Here is a 19,040-nt window from a genome sequence, read left to right on the forward strand (position 1 = left end):
GCCATGCGACAGGCCTGGATCTTCCGCCATCCAATGCCTTGCCCGTCCGCCCAAATCGGCCGAATGTGCCGGGGACAGATCCGCTGAAACAGAGACAGTGCATGACCGGCTTCGTCCTTCCCCTGCCTGCAACCCCGTCGGTAGCCGTGGCCGGCTCGCCGGAGCGCTTTGCGGTGCGCCGGATCTTCTGCGTCGGCCGCAACTACGCCGCCCATGCCCGCGAGCTCGGCAATGACGAGCGCGACCCGCCCTTCTTCTTCACCAAACCAGGCGACGCGGTGGTCGACGCGGTGGTCGACGCGGCAGTCGGTTCGGGCACGACGATTCCCTACCCGCCGCTGACCCAAAACCTGCATCACGAAATCGAGCTGGTCGTCGCGATCGGCAGAGCCGGCTTTCGCATACCGCGCGAACGGGCGCTGGACCATGTCTGGGGCTACGGCGTCGGCGTCGACCTGACCCGCCGCGACCTTCAGGACGAGGCGAAAAAGGCGGCAAGGCCGTGGGACTGGTCGAAAGCCTTCGACCGCTCAGCGCCCTGCGGCCCGCTGGTCCCGGCGCAAAAATCCGGTCATCTCGAAAAGGGTCGCGTCTGGCTCGCGGTCGACGGCGAGATCAGGCAGGACGGCGACCTCGCCGAACTGATCTGGCCGGTTCCCGACATCGTCTCGATTTGCAGCGAGGCGGTAGAACTTCGGCCCGGCGACCTGATCTTCACCGGAACGCCAGCTGGCGTCGGCGCCATTGGGCCGGGCGAAAAGATCACCGGCGGCGTCGACGGCATCGGCGAAATCGAACTGACTATTGGCCAACCGGGCCCGTGATCCGATGAGCGACCTCATCCTTCACAACTACTACCGTTCCTCGACCTCTTACCGGGTGCGGATCGCGCTGGAGATGAAGGGCCTGGCCTACGAGTACGTGCCGCATCATTTGCGCCACGGCGAGCATCTGGATCCCGCCTACCTCGCGGTTAATCCGCAAGGGCTGGTGCCGGCGCTGATCCTGGGCGACGGCACGCTGCTGACGCAGTCGCTGGCAATCATCGAATTTCTCGACGAGACCACGCCAGAGCCGCCGCTGCTGCCCAAGGATGCACCCGGCCGGGCTCGCGTCAGGATGCTGGCGCAGATGATCGCCTACGACATTCATCCGGTGAACAATCTGCGCGTGCTGACCTCGCTGCGCACACTGTTCGGCGCCGGCGACCAGGATGTCGTCAACTGGTTCCGGCACTGGGTCAACGAAGGCTTCCAGCCGCTTGAAAAGATTCTGGCTTCCTCGCCCGAGACCAAGACATTCTGCCACGGCGACACGCCGGGGCTGGCCGACATCTGCCTGGTCGCGCAGGTCACCAGCAATGCCCGTTTCGGCGTCGACATGACGCCCTACCCGACTATCTCGCGCATCCATGCCGCCTGCATGGCGCTGCCGGCGTTCCAGAAGGCCGCGCCGGAGAACCAGATCGATGCCGAATAGAGAAGCCAAAGATCCAGATGAAGCGAAAACGCTCGCCGACATCGAAGAATATGGCTGCCACATTCTGTATGTGCTGGAAGAAGGCGAGCATCCGCCTTTCAGCTACTCGGTGGGGATAGAGCACAATTTCAATGCTCCTGAACTGGTCGTTGTCGGGCTGAAGCCAGAGCTTTCCCAGTCTGTCATCAACCAATACTGCAGACGGGTGTGCAACGGCGAGATTTTCCGCATCGGGCAGCGATCGTCTGGTTTCATAGGCGGCTTCGACTGTCAGTTCGGCTCGGTCCATGTGGAGCACTACCCTGAACATTTCGGTTGGGACATCTGGTTCTACGACGGCCTGGGCTTCCGGGTTATGCAGCTTATCTATCCTAGGACCGAAGGCATCTGGCCGTGGGATCCTGAAGCGAGCGAGTGGTTTCGAAAGCGGCAACCGCTTCTCGACACGCCGCCGGCATCAAGCTAACTCCGAACAACCGCCTGACCAATGCGCCGTTATTGAATTGAAACTTATGAAAGCCTTGTCATGAAAGCCGTCGTCTTCGAAAAGTTCGGCGAAACGCCAACGATCCAGACCGTTCCCGATCCGGAGCCGGCACCGGAAGGCGTCGTCATCAAGGTCGAGGCGACTGGCCTCTGCCGCAGCGACTGGCATGGCTGGATGGGCCACGACGACGGCATCCGCCTGCCGCATGTGCCGGGCCACGAACTGGCCGGCGTCGTGGTCTCCGCAGGCAGCCAGGTGACCCGCTGGAAGGGCGGCGAGCGCGTCACTGTGCCGTTTGCCGTCGGCTGCGGCCGCTGCTTCGAATGCACCTCGGGCAACCACCAGGTCTGCGAGCATCAGTTCCAGCCCGGCTTCAGCGCCTGGGGATCGTTCGCCGAATATGTCGCCATCGACCATGCCGACACCAATCTCGTGCGCTTGCCCGACGAGATGGAATTCGCCACTGCCGCCAGCCTCGGCTGCCGCTTCGTCACCTCGTTCCGCGCCATCGTCGATCAGGGCCGCGTGACCCCCGGCGAATGGGTGGCCGTGCATGGCTGCGGCGGCGTCGGCCTGTCGGCGATCATGATCGCCAGCGCCATGGGCGCCAATGTCGTCGCCATCGACCTCACCGACGAGAAGCTGGACTTCGCCAAAAAGATCGGCGCGGTGGCGACGATCAACGCGGCAAAGACGCCGAACGTGGTCAAGGCGGTCAAGCAGATCACCAATGGCGGCGCGCATATGTCGATGGACGCGCTCGGCCACCCCAGTACCTCGTTCAATTCGATCGCGAACCTGCGCCGCCGCGGGCGCCACGTGCAGGTCGGCCTGATGCTCGGCGACCACGCAAGGCCGCAGATACCGATGGACAAGGTGATCGCCTTCGAGCTCGAAATCCGCGGCAGCCACGGCATGCAGGCGTTTCGCTACCAGGCGATGATGGAGATGATCCGCACCGGCAAGCTCAAACCCGAACTGCTGGTCGGCAAGAAGATCAGCCTCGAGGAGGCGCCGGCCGCTTTGATGGCGATGGGCGGCTTCGAAGGCATCGGCATCGGCGTGGTGACTAGATTCTAGATTAACGAAAAGAGGCGCAGACCTCCCGCACGCAGGCTCGCAGCCAGCGCTGCGCCGGATCGGCATCGAGCCGCGGATGCCAGAGCATTGAGATGGTGACCTCGGCAACATCGACCGGCAACGGGAAGCTGTACATGCATGCGCGCGCGCCCAGCGTGTGCCGCTCGGGGACGCTGGCGATCAGATCGGAGGCGCGCGCCATGGCGAGCGTGGCCGAGAAGCTGGAAACCATGCACGCAATCGTCCGCTCGAGGCCCAGCGGCTTCAATGCCTCGTCGATCGGGCCCTTTTCGCGGCCACGCCGCGAAACGCTGATGTGGCGACCGGCGGCATAGCGTTCCGGCGTCACAAGGCCCTCGCTCAGTCTATGTCCCGTTCGCACCGCACCGATGAAGCGGTCGCGAAACAGCGCCTGAATGCGCATTTCAGGGCTCGTTTCACCGGCAACCCCGATTTCAAGATCAATCCCAGCGTCGCGCAGCGCCATGTCGTTCTTGTCGGATTTCGGCGCAAAACGCAGCCGCACGCCGGGCGCGTCCGCTTCGATGCGGGCGACAAGACGCGGCGCGAACTCCTCGACGAAACTTTCGTTGGCGCGCAGCGTGAAGACTTTGTCGAGAGCAGAGAGGTCGAGGAGCCTGGCCGGGCTCAGGAGAGCTTCCGCATCCTGAACGACGCGGCCTACCTGTTGCTGCAATTCCAGTGCGCGCGGCGTCGCAACCAGGCCACGGCCGGCCCGAACCAGCAATGGGTCGCCTGTCGCCTGGCGCAACCGCGCCAACGTCCGGCTCATCGCCGAGGGACTGAGGCGTAGCCGCCCGGCCGCGCGCGCCACACTGCCCTCGGTCAGCAGCACATCGAGGGCGACAAGCAGATTGAGATCGGGCGACGACATGGAGGGACCGTAGCACAGTTCAATCGTGACGTGGCGTTCAATGCACGAATAAAATGCAAGTGCTGCGTCTTCCGCCACATCAAGCCGGGGAATAGCTTGCGGCAGCTCCGATCCTGGGGCTGTCGGCAAAGGAGTTCACCTTGGCATCGATCGCTGAAAAGACTTGGAACGAAGTTGCCCCGGTGAGCGCCCGCTCGGCCCGATGGGCATTGGCAAGTCTGTCGCTTTCAACGCTGCTGTCGTCGCTCGCCACCAGCATCGCCAGCGTCGGGCTGCCATCGCTGATGCAGGCGTTCGGCGCATCGTTCCAGCTCGTGCAATGGGTTGTCCTGGCTTATCTGCTCGCCATCACCACCTTGATCGTCAGCGCCGGGCGGCTCGCCGATATATTCGGCCGCCGACCGCTGTTGCTCGGCGGCATTGCCCTGTTCACCTTCGCATCGGTGCTTTGCGGGCTCGCGCCGACGCTCTGGCTGCTGATCGCCGCAAGGGCGGCACAGGGGCTCGGCGCGGCCGTTATGATGGCTCTGACGCTGGCCTTTATCGCCGACACGGTTCCCCGGGAAAAAACCGGCAGCGCCATGGGCCTGCTCGGCGCCATGTCGGCGATCGGCACCACGCTTGGCCCCTCGCTTGGCGGACTGCTGATCGCCGGCCTCGGCTGGCGCGCGATCTTCCTCATCAATCTGCCGTTGGGAGCGCTGGCCTTCGCGCTCGCCTGGCGCGTCCTGCCGGCCGGAAGAAAGACAGCGGAACCGGATCGGCGCGGTTTCGACGGGATCGGCACGGCTTTGCTCGCTCTGACGTTGGCCGCCTATGCGCTCGCCATGACCCTTGGGCGCGGCAGTTTTGGTTTTCTCAATGTCGGCTTGCTGATTGCCGCCGCCGTGGCTGGCCTGCTGTTCGTCATTGCGCAGACAAGGGCCGAGAACCCCTTGATTCAACCTGCCAGATTCCGCGATCACGCCTTGAACGCAAGCCTTGCCATGAACCTGATCGTCGCCACCGTGATGATGGCGACGCTGGTGGTCGCGCCATTCTATCTGTCGCGCGCACTTGGGTTGAACGCAGCCATGGTCGGGCTGGTCCTGTCGACCGGCCCTCTGGTTACCGCATTGGCGGCACTGCCGGCCGGACGCCTGGTCGATCGTTTCGGGGCGCACCGGATGATGATCGTCGGCCTGTTCGATCTCGCTATTGGTACCTTTGCTCTGTCGCGGGCGGAATTCGGTATTGCCGGCTATGTCGTACCAATCATCATCGTCTGTACCGGCTACAGCCTGTTTCAGACCTCCAACAATTCAGCCGTGATGACCGATGTGGCATCCGACCAGCGCGGCGTCGTCTCCGGCCTGCTCAATCTGTCGCGCAATCTCGGCCTGATCACCGGTGCGTCGGTGATGGGCGCGGTGTTTGCCTTCGCATCGGCTGGCGGAAGCGAAGGCACCGGTCAGCAGATATTGGCATCTGCGGCAGCCGCACGCGGCATGCAGGTCACCTTCCAGGTCGCGACGGCCCTGGTCGTGGCGGCGCTGATCCTTGCGATTATTTCTGATCGCCGCGGCCAGCACGCTTAGCTGAGCCGCCAGCGACAAACTCCAGCATCAGTTCAGCAGCCCTGAGCGCATGCGTCTCCAGAAGGAAATGGCCTGCGTCGAAGACGTGAGCCTCCATCCGGGGAAGATCCATAAGCCAGGACTGAACCTCTGCAACGTCGAAGAAGGCATCGTGGCGACCCCAAAAAAGCATCGCTCGGGGCTGATGCTTCGCCAGATAATCAGCCACTTCCCCGAACCGGTCGACATATCGGCCGTAGTCGGCAATGAGCGCCTTCTGCAGATCAAGTCGTCCCGGCAGACACATGACCCGCCAGTCTTCAATCCAATTACCTGGATCGATCTGCGCCGCGATCTCGGCTGGCAGGCCGGCGACGTACTGGTCGCGGGCTCCCTCGAGGGTCAGATGGGCGGTGGCGGCCTGCTGGTTCGCAGCATTCGGCGCAGCCCAGAAGTCCAATGTGTCTGCCCATTGCGGACCAAAGCCGGAGCGGTGGGCATTGGCATTCTGGATAACGAGGCCTTCGACGAGTTCCGGCGCGCGCATGGCGAGATGAAGCGCTACCGGGGCTCCGAAATCATGCAAATAGAGAAACCTGCGGCCAACGTTGAGACGCGAGAGCAGCTCGTCAATCGCGCGGGCCAGCATGTCGAACGATGGCTCGGGCGGCAGATCGGACGCGCCGAAGCCCGGCAGGTCAGGCGCCACGACATAGACGCTGCCGGAAAGCGGGGCAATCACGTCGCGAAACGTCCGCGAGGAGCTGGGAAAGCCGTGCAGCAGCACGAGCGCGGGCTTGGAAGCGTCACCAGCCGTCCGGACGGCCACCTCACCACCGGAGGACAAGGCTATCTTCTGGACCCCAGGCACCAAAATTGTACCTTTCCTCCACGCCGATGCAGGCCACCTCGCTCCTTGCGTCACGCTGGCCGATTCGGCGCCTCAGAGGCGTCGTTTCGCCAGGTCGGCAGCTCTTGGTATCAATTGGACGCGATGGTATCGAGTTCAAGAGTATGCTGGCGCACCTATCTCGCATATCTCTTGGCACCGACGACGCAAAGCACGACGGCGGCGGTGACGGAGATCATGGCGGGACTGACCTGCTCATGCAGCAGCGCTGCCGCCAGCCCAAGGCCGAAGAAAGGCTGCAGCAGTTGCAACTGCCCGACCGCAGCGATGCCGCCTTGCGCCAGGCCGCGATACCAGAACACGAAACCGATCAGCATGCTGAACAGCGAGACATAGGCCAGGCCAATCCAGGCGCCCCTGCCGGCACTTTCGAGCGACGGCGGCATGGTGATGAACGTCAGCGCCAGCATGACGGGCAGCGACAGCACCAGCGCCCACGAGATCACCTGCCAACCGCCGAGCTTGCGCGACAGCGCCGCTCCTTCCGCATAGCCCAATCCGCACACGATGATGGCGGCCAGCATTAAGATGTCGCCGAGCGGCGAGACCGACAGGCCTTGGGTGACTGCAAAACCGGCGACAAGGACGCTGCCGAGGCACGAGAACAGCCAGAACGCCGGCTTCGGGCAATCACCGCCTCGAACCACGCCGAAGATCGCGGTCGCCAACGGCAACAGGCCGACGAAAATGATCGAGTGAGCCGAATTGATGTGCTTGAGCGCCAGCGCCGTCAGCAGGGGAAAGCCGACCACGACGCCAAGCGCCACGATCGCCAGCGGGAGCAGATCTCGCCGCTCCGGGCGCTTCTGGCGAAAGAGAAGCAGCAGCGCCAGGCCGAGGATGCCCGCCGACGCCGCACGGGCGACCGTTACGAACACCGGATCGAAATCCATCACCGCCACGCGCGTCGCCGGAAGCGAACCGCTGAAGATCAGCACGCCTATGAACCCGTTGACCCAGCCACTCGCCGCCCAGCCACTTGCCGCCTTGTCCATTGATGCTCCGCTCGTTTTCGCCCTCTATCGGGCCGGGCGTATGGCTCCGCCAGAGACAATGAGGTACAGTTTGACAAAACCGTCATGGTAGGCTGAGCAGTACGGATGGATGAGCAGACGACAACAGATGAGGGCAGCCGGACGCTTGTCGAAAGCGTCATGGCGACGATCAGGCACAGGATCGCCGCGCGCAGCCTGACACCGGGAATGCGGCTGCCTTCGATCCGGGCTTTCGCCAAGGCCATGCAGGTTTCCAAGTCCACCGTGGTCGAAGCCTATGAGCGTCTAGCGGCGGAAGGCATGATCCGCTCGCGGCCAGGCTCGGGTTTCTATGCCGCCGGACAGTTGGCTCCGCTGTCGCTGGCCGAGATCGGCCCCAGGCTTGACCGTGCTGTCGACCCGCTGTGGGTCTCGCGCCAATCGCTGGAAGCCGGCGACGGCGTCCTGAAACCGGGTTGCGGCTGGTTGCCGGCGTCATGGATGCCCGAGGCCGGATTGCGCCGCGCGCTGCGGACGATGGCCCGCGCCGACGATGCCGCGCTGACCGACTACGGCACGCCGCTCGGGTTGCCGGCGCTGCGCCATCTGCTGGCGCGGCGCATGGCCGAGCACGGCATCGAAGCCTCTCCGGACCAGATCATGCTGACGGAGTCGGGCACCCAGGCGATCGACCTGCTGTGCCGGTTCCTGCTCGAACCGGGTGACACTGTGTTGGTCGACGATCCCTGCTATTTCAACTTCCATGCCCTGTTGCGCGCCCATCGGGCCAAGGTGATCAGCGTCCCCTACACGCGCTCGGGTCCGGACATCGAGCTGTTCGCGCAGGCACTGAACGAGCATCGGCCGCGCCTCTACATTACCAATTCGGCGCTCCACAATCCGACAGGCGCGATATTGTCGCCGGTCGTTGCTCATCGGGTGCTGAAGCTCGCCGACCAGTCGGGGCTGACAATCATCGAGGACGATATCTTCGCCGATTTCGAACACACGCCCGCGCCCCGGCTGGCGGCCTTCGACGGGCTCAGCCGGGTCATCCACGTCGGAAGCTTTTCCAAGACGCTGTCGGCATCGGTGCGCTGCGGCTTCATCGCCGCTCCTCGCGACTGGATGGAAGGATTGACCGATCTCAAGATCGCCACGTCGTTTGGCAGCGGTCGGCTTGCATCCGAACTGGTACTGGCGCTGCTGAAGGACGGTCTCTATCGCAAGCACGTCGATCTGCTGCGCGCGCGGCTCTCGCGCGCCATGGAAGAAGGCAGCACCCGCCTCAGGGCGATCGGCATCATGCCATGGATAGATCAGCCGGCCGGCATGTTTTTATGGTGCAGGCTGCCGGAGGGGATAGATGCCGCAGATGTCGCCCGCCACGCTCTGTCGGCCAATGTCGTGCTTGCGCCGGGCAATGCGTTCAGCCTGTCCCGGTCGGCCAGCCGTTACATGCGCTTCAACGTCGCGCAATCGGGAGGCGACCGGATTTTCAGGGCGCTTGAAGACGCGATGTCGCGTTGATTGCGCTGCCGCAAAACTGAGGCTGAACTCTCAGGTGCCGGCCCGCTTGCGGCGCGCATAAAGCATGACGAGCGTCTCGGCGGTCAGCGCCGGCCTCTGCTCGCCTTCGATCTCGACCGTATTGGCAGCCTTCATCAGATATTGCCCCGGACCTTTGTCTTCCATCGACAAGAGCGTGGTGCGCAGCCTGATCCGCGAGCCGACCCTGACCGGCGCCACGAAACGCACTTTGTCGAAACCGTAATTGAAGGCGGCCTGCGTGTTTTCGGGTACGATGCCCATCTCGAGCGCCAGCGCGCCGATGATCGACAGGGTCAGATAGCCATGCGCGATGGTGGTGCGGAACGGGCTTTGCCGCTTCGCCCGCTCCGGATCGACGTGGATCCATTGATGATCGCCAGTGCATTCGGCAAACTGGTCGATGCGGTGCTGATCGACCACTGTCCAGTCCGAGACGCCCAACTCCTGCCCGGCCATCGCCCTGAGTTGCTCGAAGGTCGGCGGCGTCCTCGGCCGTATCTGCGTCATTCCTGCTTTCCCGATCGCTTGCCTGTTCCGGACCACGACGGGCCGCCCCTGTCAATTCGCCAATGCGATTCCAGCGCATAATCTTCGGCCGAGCCGCCGGTCTTTGCCGCCGGCAAGTGTGCTGCCGGGGAACAGCTTACTTCTTGTTGTGGCCGGCGCGGATCTCCTCCATCGCCTCCTTGATGCGGCTGCGCAGGATTTCGATCGATTCGGTGCCGGACGCCCTCGCCAGTTCGGCCATCTCGCCGGCATTCTTCAGCGCGGTCTCGAAGGATCTCCTGGCGAACGCCGCCTGCTTCTCCATCATTTCCTGGGGATTGCCGGGCGCCCTGTAGTTTTGTGCCATGTCGGTGATTTCGCGCAGCGTGTCCTGCAGCATCTCGCGTTGCCTGGACAACAGCGCCGACGCTCCGGCGGCACTCGCCCGGGCCGACTTCTCCAGCGCTTCTAAGTTTTTGCGGTTGTGAGCGAGGATCGCCTCGACGTCGACATTCGGCAGCTTCAGGTCGCGGCCGAACTTGCTGAACATGTCGATGAAGGACTCGGACTCCGGTCGTTTTGCCATGCTGGTTCTCTCCCCCTGTTGCCGTGAACGCCACCACTGCACGGAAGATAGTGCAGCAAAGCTCAGCGGTCCATTCGGACGAGTCAGCCGACGAGAAACAGCCGTTCGGCGGTGTAGAGCACGAGCCCGGCAAGGCCACCGATGATCATGCCGTTGAAGCGAATATATTGCAGGTCCTTGCCGATGTTCATTTCGATCAGCCTTGTCAGTTGCGCGAGGTCCCAGCGCTTGACCTGGTCGGCGATGAATTTGGACACGCCGCTCTTCTGGCTTTCGACGAAGGATGCAAGCGCCACGATGAACCCCTGGTTCATGTCGGCCCTGATCTGCGCGTCGTCGGCAAGATGGCGGCCGACCTCGACGAACATGGTGGCGAGATGGTCGCGGATCATCGAATTCGGCGCCTTGGCGTCCTGTTCGATGAACAGCCGCAGGCTGTCCCACATATCGCCGGCCAGCGAGCTGAGTTCTGGCCGGGCAAGGAAATCGCGCTTCAGCTTTTCGGCGCGCCTGGCATATTGTTTGGATGTCCTCAACCGCTCGACGAAGGTCCCGACGAAAAGGTCGAATTCGGCTCGCATCGGATGGTGCGGATCGGCGCGCACTTCATCGAGCAGCGAGCCGGCCGATGCAACGATCTTCTTCAACAGATAGGCGTCGGCGCGAAACAGGTTGAACAGCGACGGCAGTTCCTCGCGGATCTTCTCGCGCATCGTCGCCAGCGCCTGCTCGTCGCTCAAGAAGCGGCCGACCACCTTGGTGAACTCGTCGAACAGTTTCTGGTGGCGACGGTCGTCGGTCAGCGCCGACAGCAGCTCGGCGGCGAGCGGCGCCAGCGGCACCTTCTCGATCTGCTCCAGCATACGGCTGGTGAAGAAGCCGCGCAGTCCGGATTGCTCGACCGCCGCCAGCGTCTGCGGCACCAGCCGGCCGACGAAGCGCGACAGGTCGGCGGCGCGGTTCGGGTCGGCCAACCAGTCCGCGACCAGCGCGGAAAAGTCGACCTCGGCGAGCTTTTCGCGCACCGGTTCCGGCGCCAGGAAATTCACCTCGATGAAGCGGCCGAGATTGTCGGCGATGCGATTCTGGTTTTCCGGAATGATGGCCGTATGCGGGATCGGCAGGCCAAGCGGCCGCCGAAACAGCGCCACCACCGCATACCAGTCCGCCAGCCCGCCGATCGTCGCCGCCTCGGCGAAAGCGGCGACGAAGCCCAACCACGCATGCCGGCTCTCGAGCGATTTCGCCACCGCAAAGACCAGCACGCAAAACGCAAGTGCTGCGGCGGCGACGAACTTGGTGCGCCTGAGCGCCGAAAGCTTGGCGTCGGCATCGGCGTCGAACCGGACGGACGCGACGGATGCAAATGCCGGGGCTGGTCGTGACATGATGGGCCGCTCCTGATCGTGTATGCGAACTTATCTAGTGTCGCCTGCCCCAGAAAGCGCGCCGCTGGTTCCGGTGCGCGCAATCGTGCACGCAAACTTGACGCCGGAATTCATCTATTATGCAGCGCCAGTCTGGAATTGTTCCAAACTATAGGCCATATTGACGCCAACCACTGTTATGTGAGGACACAATGCGGCTTACCCGTCAGACCAACTACGCCATGCGCATTCTGATGTATTGCGCCGCCAACACCGAGCGGTTGAGCCGCATCCCCGAGATCGCCGCCGCCTATTCGGTCTCGGAACTTTTCCTGTTCAAGATCCTGCAGCCGCTGGTCGAAAACGGCCTGATCGAAACGGTGCGCGGCAGGAATGGCGGCGTCAGGCTCGGCCGCGCGGCCGAATCAATCAGCCTGTTCGATGTCGTGCGGGTGACGGAGGAAAGCTTTGCCATGGCCGAGTGCTTCGAGAACGACGCCGCCGAATGCCCGCTGATTGACAGCTGCGCCTTGAATTCGGCATTGCGCGAAGCGCTCAACGCCTTCTTCGCCGTGCTGTCGCGCTACACGATCGCCGATCTGGTGGCGGCGCGCCCGAATGTGCGACACCTGCTCGGCATCGACATGCTGGTGCAAAGGGCGCCGGCCGCCTGATTTCTCTGATTGCCTAAGCTGCCGATTGCGGCAATACGAATGGCATGTTTGCGGCCGGCAACACGCCGACCTTCAGCCGGCAATCGAAGACCTTTTCGATCAGCTCGTCGCTGAGCACCTGTTGCGGCGAACCTGTAGCCGCGAGCTTGCCGCGATGCATGACGAAAATCCGGTCGGCATACATCGCCGTCAAATTGAGGTCGTGCAGGATGGCGACCACGCCGCCGCCGCATCTGGCGAAATCACGCGCGATGTCCATGATGATCAGCTGGTGTTTGATGTCGAGGCTGGACACCGGCTCGTCGAGGAACAAATAGCGCGGCTTGCCGTCGAGCACCGGCGCCCACACCTGGCACAGCACGCGGGCAAGCTGCACGCGCTGCTGCTCGCCGCCGGACAGCTCCTGGTAGAAGCGGCCGGCGAAACCGTCGAGGTCGACGCGCGCCAGCGCGCGTTCGGGCAGGCGCTGGTCCTCGCCGGGCAGCACACCGGAGCGCCCGCCGACCAGGCCGAGCCTGACGATCTCGCGCACCGTGAATGGAAACGACAGCGTCGCCGCCTGCGGCAGCACCGCGCGCACCGTCGCCGCCTCGACCGGCTTCATCGCGGATAGATTGCGGCCGTTGACGGTGACCTCTCCCGAATAAGCAAGATCGCCGGACAGTGCTCTGAGGAAGGTCGTCTTGCTCGAACCATTGGGGCCGACGATGGCCGCGATTTCGCCCGGCCGCGCCGCGAAATCGACATTGGCGACAATGCGCTTGCCGCCGATCGCCACCGAGACATCGCGCGCTTCGATCATAAGAGCCCCTTTTACAGGTCGATGACGCCGCGCTTGCGCAGCAGGATCCACAGGAAGAACGGGGCACCGGCGACCGCGGTGACGATGCCAATCGGCAATTCGGCCGGGGCAACGATGGTGCGGGCAACGGCGTCGGCCAACAGCAGCAGCGCGGCGCCGAGCAGCGCCGATGCCGGCAGCAGGTAACGGTTGTCGGGGCCGATCAGCAGGCGCAGCAGATGCGGCACCACGATGCCGACGAAGCCGATGCCGCCGCTGACGGCGACCGACGCGCCGACCGCCGCCGAGACGCCGACAATCGCGGTGTATTTCAGCCGCTGCACCGGAATGCCGAGATGGCCGGCCGTGGCCTCGCCGAGCGCCAGCGCGTTGAGGCCGCGCGCCAGGAACGGCATTGCCGCCAGCGCCAGCACGATGACCGGTCCGACCGAGCCGATCTTCTGCCAGGTGGCGCCGCCCAGCGAACCGAGCTGCCAGAAGGTCAGGTCGCGCAATTGCCGGTCGTCGGCCATGAAGATCAGGATGCCGGTCAGCGCCATGGCAAGCGCCGCCAGCGCGATGCCGGCGAGCAGCATGGTGGCGACCGAGGTCCGGCCCTGCCGTGTCGCGACCTGATAGAGCAGCAATGTCGTCGCCAGCCCGCCGCAGAACGCAGCCAGCGGCAGAGCCATCGTGCCGAGCGCCGAAGTCAGCGGCGCCAGCATGGTCGAGCCAAGCACGATGACCGCGACCGCACCGAGGCTCGATCCCGCCGAAACGCCGATCAGGCCGGGGTCGGCCAGCGGATTGCGGAACAGCCCCTGCATGACGGCACCGGAGACGGCAAGCGATGCGCCGATCAGCACGCCCAGAATGATGCGCGGCAGACGGATGTCATGGATGATCAGGCCGTCGCGGGCGCTCAACGCCGCGTCGCCGGGCAACGCGCCGAACAGCCAGTTGTGCATGACGCCGATGGCCGAGGCATCGGATGCGCCGGAGGTCAGCGACAACAGCACGGCGATAGCCAGCCCGACGCAGAGCAGCACGATGACGAGGCGGGCGCGCCGCGAGCGGTCACCCTCGGCGGCCGTCACCATAATTCCCGCCGCACCAGCGATCGAATGATCCGCCATCGCGCTCAATCCGTGACCTGGCCGCCATAGAGCGAGACGGCGAGGTCGTGGATAGCGTCGGCCGTGCGCGGGCCGAAGCCGAGCAGATAGCCGCCGTCCATGCGGATCAGCTTGCGGGCGGCACCCGCCGGCGTCGAAGCCACGGCAGGGTTCGAAAACAATTCGTCATCCGCGGTTGCCGGCCCGGCATTGTTCATCATCAGGATCGCGTCGGGCCTGGCTGTGATGACTGCCTCGTCCGACAATTGCTTGTAGCCGGCAAAGCCGTCGATGGCGTTGATGCCGCCCGCAAGCTTGATGATGCCGTCGGCTGCGGTGTCGCTGCCGGCGGCAAGCAGCTTGCCGCCCTGCATCGACAGCACGAACAGGATGCACTTGCGCTCCTTGATCGAGGCGGTCTGCTTTTCGGCTGCCTTCAGCCTGGCGTCGATCTGGACCGCCAGCGCATCGGCCTTGGCCTCGGTGCCGAGCGCCTTGCCGACGATGTGGATCTTTTCCAGAATGCCTTGATTATCATAGCGCTCGGGCACCTCGATGAACGGGATGCTTGATTTCTTCAAGACGTCGACGGCTTCTTTCGGTCCGCTGCCGTGCAGTGCCAATATGCCCGACGGATTGACCGACAGCACACCCTCCGGCGACAGCTGGCGCATGTAGCCGACATCCGGCAGCTCCGCCGCCGCTTGCGGATAGCGGCTGGTCGAATCGCGCGCGACAAGGCGATCCTGTTCGCCGAGCGCGTAGACGATCTCGGTGATCGAGCCGCCGATGGCCACGATCCTTGAGCGGTCGGCGAAAGTCGCGATGCCTTCGGCGGCCTGAGCCGGCATCAGCACGGCGAACGCCAGGAAAACAGCGGCCGCAGGACCAAGCGCCGACCTGGAGACCGATGCCAGCCTGGAGAATAGAACCATCATCGTTTCCTCAGGCTGCGGTCGGGCTTGGGATACGCGGCAGGTTTTCGGCCAGAAAGCGCCAGTCTTCGCGCTCGCTTTCGCCCTCATGCCGCTTACCGAAGAACTGGATGATCATCTTGCCGTCGGCGCCATAGACTTCGAGCGATGTGACATGGCCGTCCTTGGTCGGCTTGCGCACGGCCCAGACCTCATCGATGTGATCGGTCCGCAGGTGCAGACGGAAGGTCTCGTCGAGCACATTGAGCCATGGTCCCATCGGCTTGATCGAGGCGACGGGGCCGGAATGGATCTGGATGCAGCCGCGATTGCCGACAAAGCACATGATCGGCATGGCGCCAGCAGCGGCGTGGTTGAACATGGCGCTCACCGCATCCTTATCGACCAGCCAGGCATAATCCTGGCCGACCAAGCGCACCGCCTGGCGGCGGCTGAGCTTCAGTGTCTTCAACATGCCGAAGAACTGATGCACGTCGGTCAGCTGGCTCCAGCGGTCGCGCAGATCGTCGACGCTCGCCGAATTGTCCGCAGTCTCGGTCTCGTCGTCAGGCACGCCCGCTGAAATCGCCACCGTCGGTTCCTGGTTCGGCGATTCCAGCCCGGCCACCAGCCTCTGATAGGCGTAGAGGTTGGATGCTGGCCTGAGATGCACCTTGTGTACCGCCTCGCCTGCGGTGTCGAAGAACTGCAGGCTGCGTCGGATGTCGGCGCCGTCGCGCTTTTCCACGGCAAAGCCGTGCGCCCAGACTTTCGGGAAAATACGCAGGTCGATGTTTTCGCCGAGCACCATGGCATTGTGATTACCGGTGACGACCTTGTCGTAGACGCCGATCTTCTCGTGCACCGCGCTTTCGTTGCGGGTCAGCGCCATCACCTCACCGACAGCTTCGAGGCCAGTCAAAAGGTCGTTGACACGCGGCTCGACGCGCACGACGCCGTCGCCGCAATGCGCGGCGACCAGTTCGGCCTCCGAAATACCGAGCTGGGCGGCGAGGTCGCGCTCGCGCATTTTCGGATTGTCTGCCCGTGCCCGCCGGATCTCGTGCGGGGCGGGTTTTACGCGCTGGTCCATTTCTACCACCTACTTGTTGAGGATGAGCTTGCCCTGCCGGGTGATCTTCAGCCGGTACAGCGCACCATGATGCTCGATGCCGATCTCGTGCTCGCCCTGGAACAGCGTGTTGCTGGACAGCGTTCTCACGGCCGATTGGACCCGGTCGAAACGGACGGAATTTTCGTCGGAACGGCGGACGCGATAGCGAAAGTCGCTGGGATTGTGCGTGTTCATGGGTTCGCTCCCTGTTTTGTGCCGGGCATCTGGCTCGGCGCCTGCGTGAAATGCCGATTCAATTCTTGACTCGAATGGTCATGTTATCTAGCAGTGCAATACCGGAGTAAATGAGTCAACATTTAAGACGCCGGACGCGATGAAAAATGCCAGCGAGCCCCAAGCCAGCCAGCATCGAACATGGATTCTTGGAGTTCCAGCATGGGGTTGGCGAATTGGGGACGGCTGGCGGGCAGCGGCCTGGCACACTGGTCGACGGCAAGCAAAATGGGGTCTATGGCAAGCAAAATGGCCGCATTGCTGGCCGGTGCGGCGGCGATCCCGCTGCTCGCCACACCGGCCGGCGCCCAGCAGGCCGCCCAACCGGCATCCGACCAGCAGCAGACTGACCCGTCTCAACAGCCCGAAAAGGTAAAGCCGGCCCCGGCGGGTACCACGCTGCTCGACAAGATCCTGATCCTCAGCCGTACCGGCGAAACGGCGATCGAGTTGCTTGCTTCAGCCAGCCATGTCGACGAGGAACAGCTCGAGCGCCGCATGGCGACCACGCCCAACGAGATGCTGTTCGGTGTGCCGGGTGTCGCCGTCCAGGCCGACGCAAGGCGTGTCAGTTCCAGCATCAACATCCGCGGCCTACAGGATTTCGGCCGCGTCTCCGTCATCGTCGACGGCGCCCGTCAGAATTTTCAGCGCTCGGATCACGGTACGCAATCGACCTTCTACATCGATCCCGAATTGATCAAATCCGTCGATGTGATCCGCGGCCCGGTCGCCAATACCTACGGCTCCGGGGCGATCGGCGGCGTCGTATTTTTCGACACTAAGGATGCTCAGGATTTCCTCAAGCCGGACGAGACCTGGGCGGCATCCGCGACCGGGCGCTACGAAACCAACGGCGAAGGCTGGACCACCAGCGCCACCGGCGCGTACCGGATAAACGAGAATTGGGACGTGCTCGGCAACATCGTCTACCGCGACTTTGACGACTACAAGCATGGCGGCGGCGACACTGTAGCGGGCACTGGCTTCGATGTCTTGAGCGGCCTGCTCAAGACGACCATCCGCCCCAGCGAAAACAGCGAGCTGAAGCTCGGTTGGATCGGCTCGAACGACGGATGGACCGAGACCAGCGGCAGCGCGCCGGTGAACGACGCCGACCTGAAGGCGAATACCTTCACGGCCCGCTACAACATCACCGACGAAGACAAGAGCTGGCTCGATCTCCACATCAATGCCTCTTACAACAAGACCAAGCTCGATCTGACAACCCTTGTCGCGCAAAACCGGTTTGATCCGGTCACCGGCCTGCCTGTGGTTCTGCCGGCGGGTTCGAAATCGACGTTCGACATCGGCACCTCCGGCATCGACATTTGGAACACGTCGAGATTCGAGAGCGTCGGCATTGCGCATGAGTTGACCTATGGCGGCGACTGGGTTGGCGACGATGTCGAGACAGGCGGCACGGCGGGCGGCGACAGTTTCTACACGCCCTCGGGCGATAGAAACGTCTCCGGCGCATACGTCCAGGACAAGCTCACCTGGGACTGGCTCGAGGTCATCGCCGGGCTGCGTTACGACAGCTACAAGCTCGACAGCGATGTCGGCGAAACCTCTGGCGACCGGCTGTCGCCACGCATCACAGTAGGCATTTCGCCCTTCGAAAGCGCCAGCCTTTCCGGGCTGCAATTCTACGGTACCTATGCGGAAGGCTATCGTTCTCCGTCGCTGTCGGAGACCCTGATCAGCGGCAACCATCCAGCCGGCGTCAGCTTCCCATTCCTCCCCAATCCCAATCTCAAGCTCGAAACCGGCAAGACCGTGGAATTCGGCGTCAATTACAGCACCAACGGCGTCATTGAGGCCGACGACGCGCTGCGGCTGAAGGCGGCCTATTTCAACAACAATGTCGACGATTACATCGACGGCGTAACGCTATCGGCGTTCGACCCGACCAGCGGTTGCCCGTTCGGTCCGGGCATACCGATCTGCTTCCAGTACCAGAATTTCGCCAAGGCCAAGATCCACGGCTTCGAGATGGAGGGCGTCTATGATGCCGCCTGGGGCTTTGCCGGCCTTTCCGCCTCGGTCACCGACGGCCACACGATTTCCTATGAAGGCGAACGGGCGGACCTTGTCACCGTCCCCTCCTCCCAGGTCACCGGGCAACTCGGCTTTCGCTTCCTCGAGGACAGGCTGACCATCGGCGGTGAGGTGCAATACAACGGCAAGCCCCAGGGCAACGCGGTGGCCAAGGACTATACGCTGGTCAATGCCTTCGCCAGCTACCAGGCGACCAACAATTTCAAGGTCGATTTCCGCGCCGATAATCTGTTCGACGTCAAATACGCCAACCCGCTGAACGCATCGACGACGAGCGTCGTTTACGAGCCCGGCGTTACGCTGAAGCTGGCGGCGACCATGAGGTTTGGAGGCTGACGATGATGCAAGGCGTGACAGCATCCCTTCGTCTGTTCGCCGCGGCGCTGGCGAATATCGCTTGCGGCGCCTCCGGCATGGACACAACAGCAAGCGCCGGCGCTTCTCCTCGAGCTCAACGGCGCGCAGCCTTCCGACAAGGGCTGCCGCCTGACCTTCGTGGTCACCAACAATCTCGGCGCCGGTCTGTCCAAGGCGGCATTCGAGATCGCGCTGTTCAACGAGGTCGGTGTCGTCGATCGGCTGACCGTGCTCGATTTCAAGGAGCTGCCGTCAGGCAAGACCAAGGTGACGCGTTTCGACCTTGCCGGCACCGATTGCGGCAAGGTTAGCCGCGTGTTGATCAACAGCGCCACGGAATGCGCCGGCGCCGAGCCGAATGCCTGCATGCGCGGGCTGAAGACGCAGACCAGGACCGGCATCGCCTTCGGGGTCTGAAT

19 protein-coding genes and 1 pseudogene are annotated in these 19,040 nt (G+C 63.6%); 9 read left to right on the forward strand and 11 right to left on the reverse strand.

Annotated elements, in window-relative coordinates; all coding sequences use genetic code 11:
* Positions 1-101: 101 nt before the first annotated feature.
* The 4 genes from NKI95_RS28860 to NKI95_RS28875 are packed head-to-tail and all read left to right on the forward strand — an operon-like array spanning position 102 to position 3,046.
* Positions 102-824, forward strand: a complete 723-nt coding sequence (locus NKI95_RS28860) for a fumarylacetoacetate hydrolase family protein (RefSeq protein ID WP_352721052.1) — start codon at positions 102-104, stop codon at positions 822-824.
* A 4-nt stretch (positions 825-828) separates the two neighbouring features.
* Positions 829-1,479: a maleylacetoacetate isomerase gene (gene maiA, locus NKI95_RS28865; protein ID WP_352721054.1), complete on the forward strand. Its 651-nt coding sequence runs from the start codon at positions 829-831 to the stop codon at positions 1,477-1,479.
* Positions 1,469-1,945, forward strand: coding sequence for a DUF4262 domain-containing protein (locus NKI95_RS28870; RefSeq protein WP_352721056.1), 477 nt, complete (start codon positions 1,469-1,471; stop codon positions 1,943-1,945). The genes maiA and NKI95_RS28870 overlap by 11 nt, the downstream gene beginning before the upstream one ends.
* Before the next feature lie 60 nt (positions 1,946-2,005).
* On the forward strand, positions 2,006-3,046 hold the full coding sequence (locus tag NKI95_RS28875; RefSeq protein ID WP_352721058.1) for a zinc-dependent alcohol dehydrogenase family protein: 1,041 nt from the start codon (positions 2,006-2,008) through the stop codon (positions 3,044-3,046).
* Between the two features lies 1 nt (position 3,047).
* Here the strand turns inward: NKI95_RS28875 and NKI95_RS28880 are convergent, their stop codons facing one another.
* The gene (locus NKI95_RS28880; protein WP_352721060.1) at positions 3,048-3,941 is read right to left on the reverse strand and encodes a LysR family transcriptional regulator; all 894 of its coding nucleotides are present in this window, start codon (positions 3,939-3,941) and stop codon (positions 3,048-3,050) included.
* A 140-nt stretch (positions 3,942-4,081) separates the two neighbouring features.
* On the opposite strand from NKI95_RS28880, the gene NKI95_RS28885 reads away from it, so the two are divergent.
* Positions 4,082-5,518, forward strand: coding sequence for an MFS transporter (locus NKI95_RS28885; protein WP_352721062.1), 1,437 nt, complete (start codon positions 4,082-4,084; stop codon positions 5,516-5,518).
* Here the strand turns inward: NKI95_RS28885 and NKI95_RS28890 are convergent.
* Both NKI95_RS28890 and NKI95_RS28895 read right to left on the reverse strand, forming a co-directional pair.
* On the reverse strand, positions 5,487-6,284 hold the full coding sequence (locus NKI95_RS28890) for an alpha/beta fold hydrolase (protein WP_352721063.1): 798 nt from the start codon (positions 6,282-6,284) through the stop codon (positions 5,487-5,489). The genes NKI95_RS28885 and NKI95_RS28890 overlap by 32 nt on opposite strands.
* A gap of 239 nt (positions 6,285-6,523) precedes the next feature.
* Positions 6,524-7,402 (reverse strand): DMT family transporter, encoded by an 879-nt coding sequence (locus NKI95_RS28895; RefSeq protein WP_352721065.1) that lies wholly within the window; start codon positions 7,400-7,402, stop codon positions 6,524-6,526.
* 105 nt (positions 7,403-7,507) lie between these two features.
* Here NKI95_RS28895 and NKI95_RS28900 point away from each other — a divergent pair, with 105 nt between their 5' ends.
* Positions 7,508-8,911: an aminotransferase-like domain-containing protein gene (locus tag NKI95_RS28900; protein WP_352721067.1), complete on the forward strand. Its 1,404-nt coding sequence runs from the start codon at positions 7,508-7,510 to the stop codon at positions 8,909-8,911.
* Between the two features lie 30 nt (positions 8,912-8,941).
* On the opposite strand, the gene NKI95_RS28905 is transcribed toward NKI95_RS28900, so the two are convergent.
* The 3 genes from NKI95_RS28905 to NKI95_RS28915 all read right to left on the reverse strand — a co-directional run bounded on the left by NKI95_RS28905 (position 8,942) and on the right by NKI95_RS28915 (position 11,392).
* On the reverse strand, positions 8,942-9,439 hold the full coding sequence (locus NKI95_RS28905) for a MaoC family dehydratase (protein WP_352721068.1): 498 nt from the start codon (positions 9,437-9,439) through the stop codon (positions 8,942-8,944).
* A 136-nt stretch (positions 9,440-9,575) separates the two neighbouring features.
* Positions 9,576-10,004, reverse strand: a complete 429-nt coding sequence (locus NKI95_RS28910) for a phasin family protein (RefSeq protein ID WP_352721069.1) — start codon at positions 10,002-10,004, stop codon at positions 9,576-9,578.
* Positions 10,005-10,087: 83 nt separating this feature from the next.
* Positions 10,088-11,392, reverse strand: coding sequence for a DUF445 domain-containing protein (locus tag NKI95_RS28915; protein WP_352721071.1), 1,305 nt, complete (start codon positions 11,390-11,392; stop codon positions 10,088-10,090).
* A 191-nt stretch (positions 11,393-11,583) separates the two neighbouring features.
* On the opposite strand from NKI95_RS28915, the gene rirA reads away from it, so the two are divergent.
* Positions 11,584-12,045 carry an iron-responsive transcriptional regulator RirA gene (rirA, locus tag NKI95_RS28920; protein ID WP_352721072.1) on the forward strand — a complete coding sequence of 154 codons (462 nt, stop codon included), beginning with the start codon at positions 11,584-11,586 and terminating at the stop codon, positions 12,043-12,045.
* A gap of 13 nt (positions 12,046-12,058) precedes the next feature.
* Here rirA and NKI95_RS28925 read toward each other — a convergent pair whose 3' ends face one another.
* The 5 genes from NKI95_RS28925 to hemP are packed head-to-tail and all read right to left on the reverse strand — an operon-like array spanning position 12,059 to position 16,164.
* Positions 12,059-12,847: a heme ABC transporter ATP-binding protein gene (locus tag NKI95_RS28925; protein WP_352721074.1), complete on the reverse strand. Its 789-nt coding sequence runs from the start codon at positions 12,845-12,847 to the stop codon at positions 12,059-12,061.
* An 11-nt stretch (positions 12,848-12,858) separates the two neighbouring features.
* The gene (locus NKI95_RS28930; protein WP_352721076.1) at positions 12,859-13,962 is read right to left on the reverse strand and encodes a FecCD family ABC transporter permease; all 1,104 of its coding nucleotides are present in this window, start codon (positions 13,960-13,962) and stop codon (positions 12,859-12,861) included.
* A 5-nt stretch (positions 13,963-13,967) separates the two neighbouring features.
* Positions 13,968-14,876, reverse strand: a complete 909-nt coding sequence (locus NKI95_RS28935) for a heme/hemin ABC transporter substrate-binding protein (protein ID WP_352721078.1) — start codon at positions 14,874-14,876, stop codon at positions 13,968-13,970.
* Positions 14,877-14,886: 10 nt separating this feature from the next.
* The gene (locus NKI95_RS28940; RefSeq protein ID WP_352721079.1) at positions 14,887-15,948 is read right to left on the reverse strand and encodes a hemin-degrading factor; all 1,062 of its coding nucleotides are present in this window, start codon (positions 15,946-15,948) and stop codon (positions 14,887-14,889) included.
* A 9-nt stretch (positions 15,949-15,957) separates the two neighbouring features.
* A complete protein-coding gene (gene hemP / locus NKI95_RS28945) occupies positions 15,958-16,164 on the reverse strand; it encodes a hemin uptake protein HemP (RefSeq protein WP_352451949.1) in 207 nt (68 codons plus the stop codon).
* A 288-nt stretch (positions 16,165-16,452) separates the two neighbouring features.
* Here hemP and NKI95_RS28950 point away from each other — a divergent pair, with 288 nt between their 5' ends.
* Positions 16,453-18,600, forward strand: coding sequence for a TonB-dependent hemoglobin/transferrin/lactoferrin family receptor (locus NKI95_RS28950; RefSeq protein ID WP_352721081.1), 2,148 nt, complete (start codon positions 16,453-16,455; stop codon positions 18,598-18,600).
* 5 nt (positions 18,601-18,605) lie between these two features.
* Positions 18,606-19,038 (forward strand): annotated as a pseudogene (locus NKI95_RS28955) (hypothetical protein).
* Positions 19,039-19,040: the final 2 nt, after the last annotated feature.

The organism is Mesorhizobium sp. M0306 (genome assembly GCF_040321655.1).
In the GTDB taxonomy this organism is placed as follows: domain Bacteria; phylum Pseudomonadota; class Alphaproteobacteria; order Rhizobiales; family Rhizobiaceae; genus Mesorhizobium.

What these genes read in the sequence shown, in the direction of transcription:
- NKI95_RS28860 (WP_352721052.1), top strand. Translation starts at nt 102, where the DNA reads ATGACCGGCTTCGTCCTTCCCCTGCCTGCAACCCCGTCGGTAGCCGTG.
- maiA (WP_352721054.1), top strand. Translation starts at nt 829, where the DNA reads ATGAGCGACCTCATCCTTCACAACTACTACCGTTCCTCGACCTCTTAC.
- NKI95_RS28870 (WP_352721056.1), top strand. Translation starts at nt 1,469, where the DNA reads ATGCCGAATAGAGAAGCCAAAGATCCAGATGAAGCGAAAACGCTCGCC.
- NKI95_RS28875 (WP_352721058.1), top strand. Translation starts at nt 2,006, where the DNA reads ATGAAAGCCGTCGTCTTCGAAAAGTTCGGCGAAACGCCAACGATCCAG.
- NKI95_RS28880 (WP_352721060.1), bottom strand. Translation starts at nt 3,941, where the DNA reads ATGTCGTCGCCCGATCTCAATCTGCTTGTCGCCCTCGATGTGCTGCTG.
- NKI95_RS28895 (WP_352721065.1), bottom strand. Translation starts at nt 7,402, where the DNA reads ATGGACAAGGCGGCAAGTGGCTGGGCGGCGAGTGGCTGGGTCAACGGG.
- NKI95_RS28900 (WP_352721067.1), top strand. Translation starts at nt 7,508, where the DNA reads ATGGATGAGCAGACGACAACAGATGAGGGCAGCCGGACGCTTGTCGAA.
- NKI95_RS28905 (WP_352721068.1), bottom strand. Translation starts at nt 9,439, where the DNA reads ATGACGCAGATACGGCCGAGGACGCCGCCGACCTTCGAGCAACTCAGG.
- NKI95_RS28910 (WP_352721069.1), bottom strand. Translation starts at nt 10,004, where the DNA reads ATGGCAAAACGACCGGAGTCCGAGTCCTTCATCGACATGTTCAGCAAG.
- NKI95_RS28915 (WP_352721071.1), bottom strand. Translation starts at nt 11,392, where the DNA reads ATGTCACGACCAGCCCCGGCATTTGCATCCGTCGCGTCCGTCCGGTTC.
- rirA (WP_352721072.1), top strand. Translation starts at nt 11,584, where the DNA reads ATGCGGCTTACCCGTCAGACCAACTACGCCATGCGCATTCTGATGTAT.
- NKI95_RS28925 (WP_352721074.1), bottom strand. Translation starts at nt 12,847, where the DNA reads ATGATCGAAGCGCGCGATGTCTCGGTGGCGATCGGCGGCAAGCGCATT.
- NKI95_RS28930 (WP_352721076.1), bottom strand. Translation starts at nt 13,962, where the DNA reads ATGGCGGATCATTCGATCGCTGGTGCGGCGGGAATTATGGTGACGGCC.
- NKI95_RS28935 (WP_352721078.1), bottom strand. Translation starts at nt 14,876, where the DNA reads ATGGTTCTATTCTCCAGGCTGGCATCGGTCTCCAGGTCGGCGCTTGGT.
- NKI95_RS28940 (WP_352721079.1), bottom strand. Translation starts at nt 15,948, where the DNA reads ATGGACCAGCGCGTAAAACCCGCCCCGCACGAGATCCGGCGGGCACGG.
- hemP (WP_352451949.1), bottom strand. Translation starts at nt 16,164, where the DNA reads ATGAACACGCACAATCCCAGCGACTTTCGCTATCGCGTCCGCCGTTCC.
- NKI95_RS28950 (WP_352721081.1), top strand. Translation starts at nt 16,453, where the DNA reads ATGGCCGCATTGCTGGCCGGTGCGGCGGCGATCCCGCTGCTCGCCACA.